The organism is Erysipelatoclostridium sp. An15 (assembly GCF_002160675.1).
Lineage (GTDB): Bacteria > Bacillota_I > Bacilli_A > Erysipelotrichales > Coprobacillaceae > Thomasclavelia > Thomasclavelia merdavium.
The window spans coordinates 1-11,632 of the sequence record NZ_NFLA01000066.1 but is presented as its reverse complement, the minus strand read 5'-3'; the positions used below and the strand labels follow the sequence as shown (position 1 = coordinate 11,632).

Here is an 11,632-nt window from a genome sequence, read left to right as displayed (position 1 = left end):
GTTCTCTGCCAAGTAAATCCTGAACTTCAACATCCTTAAAATCACTGATATGAATATCATCATTGATAAACTGATAGATACCAGGAGGTCTTTTGATCTGACATCTTGTTTCCTTACAGATATTTAAAATATTAGCTAATTCCTTTTTACTGATAGAAGGCATCGCAACGAGGATCTCACTGACACCGTATTTTTCAACAGCTTCAATGATCTTGTTACGACCACCATAGATATCAACACCATGGATCTGTCTTTTCCATTTGCTAGGTTCATCATCGATAAAGCAGACAACTTCTTTATAGATATGATTAGAGTTATTGATTTCTCTTAATACTTTTTCACCAGCTACTCCAGCTCCAACGATTAAAACCCTATCCTTTACTGGTTTTGTTATTTGATTATTATACTTATTTGTATATAATCTAATAATTCGATAACAAAACCGATTACCACCGACTGTTATTATTAGAATCAAAAAATGAATAAAATAAAAACTTGTTGTTATATATTGATTAAAAACCAATGATAACAACAAATTACTTAAACTAGCTATTAAACAAGCTACAATAATATTTTTTAATTCAGTAACTGAGGCAAATTGCCATAAACTTTGATATAGTTTAAAAATTACAAATATTAATATATCAATAATCACTATTGGAATAATTAAAACAAATATTTTTTCTAAATATATGCTAGAAAGATTACCATCAAACTGTAAAAACAAGGCACTAAAACAAGAAAAAATAATACAACAAACATCAACTATTCCTAATAAAAATCTTTTAAAATTAATACTAACCCTTCTACCTAGTGGCATAACTATCCCCCACTATTTTTCCACTTATCATCTTCAATAAATTATCCCTCCATATATCTTCTAATAACAATTCCCTTAACTTTAAAATATTAATTTCTGATTAATAACTATTCATCAAAGCATTACTTAAAACAAAAAAAGGCAATAAAATCCCAGTACACTCTCCAAAAAAAGAGCGCACTAAAGGAAATTATTGCCATCTTAAATCCGTAACATGCCCTAGTCAATGATTACTTCATTAAAAGTATTGTTATTATAGTCATTACAGACTATAGCCGAATTATAGGATAATTTGTTGTATTTTTCAATAAAATAATAAATAAATTAGATAATATAATTATTAAAAACAAATATTTTACATTTTAAATCATAATTATATTTTTACTAGTAGTTTAAATATTTGTTATAATAATTACATCATATTATTAGGAGGTCCAACTTATGAAAATACTTTCTTTAGCCCCTTTTACAAACCAGGAAAAAGATATTTTAACTAAAACATTTCCTAATCATCAATTTACTTTCGTTAAGGGGGCAAAACTTACACAAGATATGATCGATAACTGTGATATGTTAATTGGTAACGCACCTGAGCGAATCGATTTAAATCGTGATAATTTAAAAGCTATTCAATTAGCTAGTGCTGGCAGTGATACTTATGTAAAAAAAGGAGTATTAAATCACAATATTATATTGGCCAATGCTAGTGGCAGTTATGGAAAAGCAATTAGTGAACATACAATTGGAATGATTTTAGCTTTAAATAAAAACTTTAAAACTTATTTTAATAACATGAATAATCATTTATGGCAAGAAGTTAAAAATGGTAAAGAACTTTATCATAGTACTGTTATTATTGTTGGTTTAGGTGATTTAGGTTATGAAATTGCTAAAAGATTAAAAGCTTTTGATTGTAAAGTCATTGGTTTAAAAAGAACACTAATTGATATTCCTGAATATGTTGATGAACTACATACAATGGATAAACTAGATGAAATCTTACCACAAGGTGATTTTGTTATTCTTTGTTTGCCACAATCACAAGAAACAATTAATTTATTCAATAAAAAAAGATTGCTGCTAATGAAAAAAGATGCTGTTTTAGTCAATGTTGGTCGTGGTTCAGCTATTAATACTAATGATTTAAAAGAAGTACTCGATTTAAATCATCTTTATGGAGTAGCTCTTGATGTTATCGATCCAGAACCATATCCTGAAAATAGTGATTTATGGAACTATGATAATGTATTTATCACACCACATATTTCAGGGGGATTTGCTTGGAAAAGTGTTCATGAATATTTTTTAAATCTTGTAATTAGAAATATTAAACATTTAGATAATAATGAACCATTAGAAAATGAAGTTGACTTTACAACTGGTTATCGCAAAATTGTAAAATATAATTAAAATGGGAAGATTGTAAAAATCTCCCCTTTTCATATTTGAATAATTTTATATTTATGGATTACATACACTACAAGCTCTTAATCCTTGACTAATTGCACTGCTTCTAGAAACCGGTATACAGCTTCTAGAAAGATAACGACAACCACTACGATGATAACAATCACCAGTCCGAGTTTTATATACAGTATATGTTACATCATCATTTTTATTTACTGGCAAATTGCTTTGATAATTATTAACCGGTTTTGGATTAGTTACTACAACATTAGTAGAAACTTGTTTTCCTTTAACTGTTGCTGTTATCGTTGCACTTCCAGCACTTTTAGCAATAATATTTCCTGCATTATCAACGCTAGCAACATTTGGATTACTTGAGTTATAAAAAATAGCACTGTTGCAATTAGTTGAAACTTCAAACTTAGATGTCCCATCAGGATTTAAAGAAATACTTGCTGGTGATGTTGCTTGCAACAATAATTGATTAACTGTTACCGGTATTTCAACTTCATTTTTATTACCATATTTATCTTCAACTATATACTTAGCAATATAACTACCCGGTGTATTATAATTAACAGCTGAATCGTCATAACTTGTTTTATAAGATGATAAATCATCAACACTTACCAGACTATCATAATCAATAACATCATTTTCAAAAATATTAGCACTATTTCTTAATTTAATTTCTGGTGCTGTTGTATCTTTTACTATTAATTTAAGTGTCTTTTCACTATCTCGATACTTATATTTAATAGTATATTCTCCAACATCTACGTCATCAAAATCATTTATCTTTTTACAAGTAAATTCAATATCATCTACAACACTTTTGTCATCATAAATAGAAGTATCAATGCTATTTATCAAATACTTTTCAACATCTGCTCCATATTCAACATTTACTGTCTTTGCATTTAATTTAAGTTCTGGATGTGAGTAACTATGATATCCAGTTATCCCACCTATAAGTGCTATTAATATAGCTACTATCCCAATAATTTTTGTTCTTTTTTTAAACTTCATCACTTTACCCCATTTCTATATATATTATAGGAAATATCTTTCCTATCAGCAGGAAGGTATTATACTACATATTATTAAAAAATGGGAAATTATCAATAATTTTACAATTAATAATTTCAATAAATATATTAAATAAAAAATGGTATTACTATTTCATTAAACAAAGAAGTAATACCATTAATAAACCAAAATTTTATCTCAGTTCAAAAGCCGTTTTTCTAACTTTTAAATAACAAATGAAATGAACAATAAATGTTAATATCCATGATATTGGATAAGATATATATAAAACAAATAACGAATGATCAATTGCAAAAATAGTAAATATCCAAATAACTCTAAATAAACAAGCACCCGTTAAAGAAACAATCATTGGCATTATTGAATATCCCATACCACGTAAACTTCCTACAATTACATCCATCATACCACATAAAAAATATGATGAACAAACAATACTCAAACGAAGGATCCCAGCTGCGATTACCTGTGGATCAGTAGAATAAATACTTAACAAGATATTACCTGATAAATAAGCACCAATTCCAAGTACTAATCCTACAATACTAACAAAACCTAAACATCTAATTAAAATCTGGTCAACACGTTTATAGTTTTTAGCACCCATATTTTGACTAGTAAAACTTAATGATGTTTGGTAAACTGCATTCATGGCAGTATATACAAATCCTTCGATATTACTAGCTGCAGTATTTCCTGCAATGATAATAGAACCAAAAGAATTAATAGAAGATTGAATCAAAACATTAGAAATATTGAAAATCATACCTTGCAACCCTGCTGGCAAACCAATTTTTAACATTTTAATTAACTTATCTTTATGAAAATGCAAACGATCTCGATGTATTTTTAATACTCCATCATCCTGGTACATACATCTTAAAACAAAAAAACCTGAAATATATTGCGATACAGTAGTTGAAATTGCTACTCCTGCAACTCCTAAATTAAAGCCAACAACTAATATTAAATTTCCAATAACATTAATTATTCCTGCTACCGTTAAAAAGTATAGCGGTCTCCTTGTATCACCGACAGCTCTTAATAAAGCAGCACCAAAATTATAAATCATAAATCCTGGCATACCTAAAAAGTAAATTCGCATATAAATAGTTGATAAACTAATAACATTTTCAGGAGTTCCCATTAATTCAAGCATTGGTCTAGCTAACAAGATACCAACAAAAATCATCAAAATACCACCATAAATAGCTATGCATATAGCGGTATGAACAGTTTCAGAAGCATTTTTTTCATCTTGCGCTCCACAAAACCGGCCAAACAAAACATTAGCACCAACTGAAATACCGATAAATAAATTTACTAATAGATTAATCAATGATGAAGTAGCACCAACAGCAGCCAAAGAATCACTACCACTAAATCTCCCAACAACTACAATATCAGCCGCATTAAATAACAACTGTAATATTCCTGATAACATTAATGGTACCGCAAAAATTATAATTTGCTTTAATAGTGGCCCATTACACATATCAATCTCATATTTTTTCACGATTTCCCCTTCTTTCTAAAAGTATTATACAGAGTATTTCTTTAGAAGTGATGACTTTTCTAATTCTGAAACATCTTTATTATAGAACAAAAATATCTTTTAATCACTTTTAATTTACATTAAATTAATTATTTACTTATATAATTTTAAGATTGTTTTATATAATTTAAAATCAATAAAATATCAACTAAGTTTCTATATCATTATGATGATCTCCTATTTATAGCTTTCTCATTATTTTTAAATATTTAAATTCATTTTAGAGATTAGAAATGAATGTTAAAAATGATTTATTTTATTAGAAAAGTAGCATATAATATTATAAACATAAATAATTGTTGTTTATTTCATAATATTAAAAGCATCGGAGTGAGTTTTATGAGTTTATTAAAAAAGCTTGAATTAGCTAATCATTTTTCATCATCTGAAAAAAGTATTGCTAGTTATATATTGAATAATACTGAAGAGGTTTTAAATCTTTCAACTATTGAATTGGCCAAAAAAACCTATACATCGCCAGCTACTATTGTCCGGTTATGTCAAAAATTAGATTTTAAGGGTTATAACGATTTTAAAATTGCATTATCGGCTAATTTACAATACATACTTTCACACCAAAAAAATATTAATGCAAATTTCCCATTTCAAAAAAATACTAATCTTTCTCATATAAGTAACGCGATTGCTAAATTATATAAAGAAAGTATTGATGAAACTCTTCAATTAATTAATGAAGATATCCTAAGAAAAAGTGTTATCTTACTTGATAACGCTAAAGTTATTGATATTTATGGTGTTTCTGGACCATTAAGAATTGCAAGTGATTTTCAATATAAGATGTTTAGAATTGGTAAAGATGTTCGAATTGCTCCAATGGTTAATGAACAGCTCTTCCAGGCAGCACAATCTAAAGCTGATCATTGTGCGATTCTTGTTTCTTACTCTGGAGAAACAGAAGAAGTGATTAAAGCTGCTCAAATCTTGAAGCAAAAGCAGATTCCAATGATCGCTATTACATCTATTGGCGATAATCAATTAACTAAGTACTGTCAATATATTTTAAATATTGATAGTCGCGAACAGATCTATAATAAAATATCAACATTAGGCTCTACTCTTTCAATCCACCTGGTTTTTGATATTTTATATACAGCTATTTTTTCTAGACATTATGATGAAGCATTATCATATAAAATTACAACTGATCAATTAATCGATCACCGAACTAAAAAATAATTAGATAAAAATAGCAGTTCTATTTATCTTTTAATATTTACGTTTTTTGTTTAAACAAATCATTACTCCAATTAGTGATCCAATTCCTACTGTAGCATATAGACTTGCATTACTGCTATCACCTGTTTTACTTGCAATAGAATTATCAGCTGCATTTTCTTTTAATTGTAAACCATTATATGCATTTTGCAGTTTGCTTAATAATGCTTGACATTCTTCTGGTGTTAAATCATCACTCATCTTTTCTTTAACTTCTTTTAAAACAGCTTTTAAATGATCGACACTTTCTTGTTTATATAATGATAAATCAAGATTTTCAATCTTTTCAATCAACGCCTTTAAAGTAGTTAAATCTGCTTTAAGCTGTAATTTTCCATAACTTTGTACCAGTTCATAATAACATTCATAAATGCCTTGTGTAGTCATTTGATCACTTTGTAAGTATTGTTTTGCTTTTTCTAAACTTTCTTTTAACTGTGCTTGACTTTGTGATGTATATAGATCCCAGTCAATTTTTTCGATTTCTTCAATTTTTTGTTTTAATAAATCATAATCATCCTGTTTAATCAATTGTTGATATCCTTCTTGTAATTTTGCTACTGCATTAGCAATCTCTTCTTTTGAAGAATCATCATTAATTTGATCTTCTACTTCTTTAACAATCTCCATCAATGACTGATATGATTTATCTGTATATAATTTTGAATCTAATCCTTTAATTTCAGCAATTAATTTTTGTAATGTTGTTTGATCTTCTTTTAATTCTAAACCTTGATAAGCTTGATTTAATAGTGTAGCTGCATCATTTAACTCACTTACTAATAAATCTTTAGTTGTTAAGATTTGTTCAACACTATTAATTGCATCTTTTAGATTTTTAACAGTTGATGGTTTATATAAAGACTCATCAATATTTTTAACTTCATCTAATAGATTATTAATATTTTCTAAACTATCATCATTTCCAGTAATATTAATGCTTATTGGTTTACTATAAGCTTCCTGATTGTTTTGATCAACTACTTTTACAACAAGATTTACTGTCGTATCATAAACCGGAAGATTAACATTACCATCTAAATCAATAATTTTTTCATGATCAGATGAATATAAAGATAATGTATATTTGTCATAGACTGGTAATACTACTTTATTATCATAAATTGTTAAATCAGTAATTGAATCAGCTATTTTTTGAGCATTTTCTTCAACAACATTTACTTCCAAAGTAGCAATCTTTCCATCAACGTTGGCACTTATAGTAGCTTTACCAGCTTTAACAGCTATCATTTTTCCGTTTTCAATTCTTACAACATTTTCATCTGAACTAGAATAAACAGGTAATGGATATGTTGCATTTTCAGGTAATACCTGTATTTGTAGTTCTTCTTCTTGACCTACATATAATTCTTTTGTTGTATCAGTAAAATTAACACTATCAACATTAACGATTTTTGAATTATCATATACTTCTAATTCATAAATTGAATAACCATATTTATTTACTGGTGTAAGACCAGTAACTCTTACATATCTAGCATCAACAGGATCAAAGTTTACAACATCATCAGTTCCATCAGTAATATCGCGCATTTCTTGAACGACTTTAAATACCTTATCTTCACCGGCTACTTCAACGTTATAATCAGTAGCTCTAGCTGCTTCCCAATATAACTTAACTGTATCAATAGTCTGTACTTTACCAAGATCTACTGTTATTGAAACACTTCCACTAGACATGTAAGCAGATCCCCATCTTGATGAATAATCACCATCAACTGCCAATGATGCTGCTTTGTCAGTTTTATTATATTCTGAAGTCGCTGAAATATCTTTTTTGTATGCTAGATTTTCTTCTAAAACATTTATTGGAATCTTAATTGTCTGTTTATCTTTTAAAGTAACAGTTAAATAAGTTGTTCCCGTACTTTTTGCAGTAATTAAACCTTGATCATCAATTGTTGCGATTTCAGGATTTTCACTAGCAAAAGTTAATTCTGGTTTACCATTTAATGGTGCCGCTTTAACATCGAGCTGTGTTTGTTTTCCAACATTCAATGTAATTCGATCTTGGACAACATTCATTGAAATTACATCGTCATCTTCTTGATTATATATAATTTCTGCTTTAGCAATCATTGGATTGTAAATCTTAGAATCATTTTTAATTTCAAACTTAACGAAATTATACTGATTATCACCAGTAGCACTTACAGTATATTTAGAAAAATCACTTGCTCCAGGTGCTGTTCCAATTTTGGTAATAGTTGCATCAAGCAAGTCATAATGAATACCATCTTTAGACATATAAATACTTGCCTGATCACTACCAAAGCTAGAATTACTAAACACTTCAAAAGTTGCTTTTTGAATATCTTTATAAGCATAAACGATACTTTGTGGGGTATCACTAGTTCGTTTAATTAATATTTCACCAAATTTTTGAGGACTGTTTTCATAAGTAAAAGATCCATAATCATACATCAAATCAAAATTATTAATTTCATCTACAAAATAGCCACCAACAATTTGAAGTGGATAATAAGCCGCTAATGATTTATCCTTTGTTTCAATAACAACTACAACATTACCAGTTTCTTTAGCAGTTAATAAACCATTTTCATCAATCGTTGCTTTTGATGTTGCTTGCCCATTTGTTTCTACAACTGAATATACAACTTCTTGTGAAATCTGTTGTGGTAAAACGGAAACATCAAACTGTAGCGTTCCACCTTTTACTACATAATCTTCTTGATTATTAATAACAATTTCAGACACAGATTGTTCACCATATAAAATTGTTCCCCCACCATATTGAGGGTCGTAAGTATTATAGCCCGCACTTTTCATTATTACTCTTAAATATTGCCATTCAACACTTCGATCCATTTCTTTTGGTGTAATAACAAATGGATACCATGATGAACTTAATTGATCTTGAACTTCAAAATTTAATTCAACATCTTCCCAAGTATTTCCATCTTTAGAAACTTGAACGGTAAAGTTTCCTGAAGAACCTAGACTAGATTTTCGCGAATATGCTTTTAACTCAAAATCAAAAATTCCATCTGCCTTATATGTAATAATACCTGGTTTACCATTTGGATCACTATCACTACGCTTAATAGTTTTAGCGTTATTAAAGTTAGCTGAATTATCATCACGAACAACATCTTGATAAGATATTGCTACATCGAGATTTTCTAAATCATCGATCAATGTTTTAGTCGTGGTCGCCACAAAAGTAATAGTATCACTAATTTGCGGATTATCTTTAACATAACCTGTAACATTAAATTGTCCGGCCCTATTTGCAACCAATTTACCATCTTGATCGATTGTGGCAATATCTGTTTCATTACCAAAATAATCAGTAACTTTCCATCTCATTTCTGCTTTAGAAATTGATGGCGTAAAGCTTGTTTCCATTTGATATGTTTGACCAACAGTAATCTTATCTAAATTTGATTGTTCATAAATATCTACACCAGTTACTGCTGGAGTTTGACCAGTTGTCAAAGTCATTGGATTACTTTCACGTTCATGCCCTAATGTTGTAAAAATCATACAAGTATTAGCCGGCATTGTAACTTCTAATCCTTTTGCTAAATCAACATTTTCCAAAGTATCATAAACTTCTAATTGTCCTTTGTCATTCATTGGACGATCACCATCATAGTAGTAATACTGGTTAAGAGTTGCCTTCCCACTTGCATTTGGAACATTTAATGTTATTGTTTGTTCTTTATTTGAAGTATTAACTACAGCAATACTTAAATCAGCTTGATTATTACCACGATTAATTATTCCTGATGTAGCCCTTACATAATCTATACCGCTATCAGTTGTTTCTAAAATCTGCATTCCAGAAGGAAAATAACGGCATAACATTGACCAAGTGTAATACCAAGGTTTTAATTGTTCATCACTAGCTTTAACAGTATTAGCATGGCCAGTAACATTATTTTCAGCATTTTGAGCTGCCATCTCTTCACCTAGTTCATTCCAAAATCCCCATATTTTAATATCATTATCAATATTAGGATCTCCTGTAGGAGTATGAACTTTGTATTGACGACCTTCTTCAGTTGAAGCTGCTGGTCCATATTGGTCTTTAAAAGTATTAACAATATCATTGTGTTGAACATGCATACTATCTTCAAAGCCCCAAACACTACCAAACTTCATACCAGCTCTCATTGCTTGTAAAGCATAATCAAAAATATCAACACCATATTCATATTTTCGACCATTTAATTGGCAATCACCAGGCCCAGTTCCAGAAAGTCCCATTTCACCAATACCAAAACCTTCATTTTTAACATTTTCATCAAGTTCTTCAGCAACTGTTCTCCAGTTTTTTAATTTAGTTTCAATCAAACCTGACTCAACTTCACTTTTTGGTGCATAACGGTGAATTTCTATCATTTCAATAATATCTTTCAAATCTTCACTCTTTGCTTGTTTAATCCATGCTTCTTGACCATCATAAACATCAGGTCCAACAATTTTTATATTCTCAATTGCTTCAATCCCTGAATTATCCATTTCCTGACGAAGATTTTTCATTGCAGTTTTCCAATTATTATAAGATTCTTCATCAGTTCCACCATTATCTCTTTTATAATAGTTAGGCTCATTGATCATATTATAATACTTAATACAAGTATATCCTTTATCAACGATTAAATGTTCTAGACAGTCAACAATCATTCTTGCCCAAGTTGGGCTGCTCCAGTTAACTGTTTTTCCATATCCATCATAAGATAAATAGCCACGTTCACTAATACTGCGCCATTCACCTAAGATAATTGGAACATTATTGGCCTCAGCAAAGTCTAAAATTTTATAGACTCTTTTCATCATTACTGATTCCCAATCATAAATTGGTGTTCCATCATCTTCAAAACCAATACAATAACTATCACCATCATGCAACATAACACGCATAATATTAGGTTTTAAAAATTCTGCTTTTTCATAAAAAGAATTCCATTGTTCATCTGTATAATCATATAAATCACTAGGATCCCATTGAACACCAAAACCTTCAAAATCCTTAGTAATAATATTATCAGTATTCATATAAATAATACCATTGCCATCTTCCTTAGCTTCAACTGTAGGATTTTGAAGATAAAAAAATGGCAAAATCATTACTAAAGATAATAAACATATTCCAGTTTTTTTCATCAATCTTTTCACTTTCATCTAGACTTTTCCCTCCTTGTATTGTCATTTTATCACGCTAAAATTTCTTCAACAACATTTTCGAAAGAGCTTACAAAGCCGTTTCGTTTTCTTTTCAAAAAAATGAAAAATTATAAAAAATCTTTTCATTTTTTTAAATATAATCAGAAAAATTAATCATTATAAATAACTATTTTTATACAAGCATAAACGATCTATTAAATATATAAAAATGAGATAATTTTGAGATTATTTACTCCTTGTTTTATGATATAATTACTTTGTCGATTAATCATACTAACTGTATAAATTCAGCCTATTTTGATTATATAAACTGACTATCTTTTGTTTTTTCTAACTATAAAATATTTTCTATTCTTTATATCATCAAAGGAGTTTATTTTATGGCTAGT

6 protein-coding genes are annotated in these 11,632 nt (G+C 28.8%); 2 read left to right on the top strand and 4 right to left on the bottom strand.

The features are described from left to right. Nucleotides 1-820, bottom strand: an 820-nt coding sequence (locus B5E92_RS13830; protein ID WP_394337385.1) for a nucleoside-diphosphate sugar epimerase/dehydratase, incomplete at its 3' end; no start/stop codon positions are given. Nucleotides 821-1,261: 441 nt separating this feature from the next. On the opposite strand from B5E92_RS13830, the gene B5E92_RS13825 reads away from it, so the two are divergent. Next, nucleotides 1,262-2,230: a D-2-hydroxyacid dehydrogenase gene (locus tag B5E92_RS13825; protein WP_087303173.1), complete on the top strand. Its 969-nt coding sequence runs from the start codon at nt 1,262-1,264 to the stop codon at nt 2,228-2,230. Between the two features lie 51 nt (nt 2,231-2,281). On the opposite strand, the gene B5E92_RS13820 is transcribed toward B5E92_RS13825, so the two are convergent. After that, nucleotides 2,282-3,256, bottom strand: coding sequence for an Ig-like domain-containing protein (locus tag B5E92_RS13820; RefSeq protein WP_087303171.1), 975 nt, complete (start codon nt 3,254-3,256; stop codon nt 2,282-2,284). A gap of 193 nt (nt 3,257-3,449) precedes the next feature. Next, nucleotides 3,450-4,793: an MATE family efflux transporter gene (locus tag B5E92_RS13815; protein ID WP_343215448.1), complete on the bottom strand. Its 1,344-nt coding sequence runs from the start codon at nt 4,791-4,793 to the stop codon at nt 3,450-3,452. A 378-nt stretch (nt 4,794-5,171) separates the two neighbouring features. Between B5E92_RS13815 and B5E92_RS13810 the strand changes: the two genes are divergently transcribed. Next, nucleotides 5,172-6,029, top strand: coding sequence for a MurR/RpiR family transcriptional regulator (locus tag B5E92_RS13810; RefSeq protein WP_087303169.1), 858 nt, complete (start codon nt 5,172-5,174; stop codon nt 6,027-6,029). A gap of 30 nt (nt 6,030-6,059) precedes the next feature. Here the strand turns inward: B5E92_RS13810 and B5E92_RS13805 are convergent, their stop codons facing one another. Further along, entirely contained in the window at nt 6,060-11,240 is a 5,181-nt protein-coding gene (locus tag B5E92_RS13805; protein ID WP_087303167.1) for an Ig-like domain-containing protein, read from the bottom strand. Between the last annotated feature and the right edge of the window lie 392 nt (nt 11,241-11,632).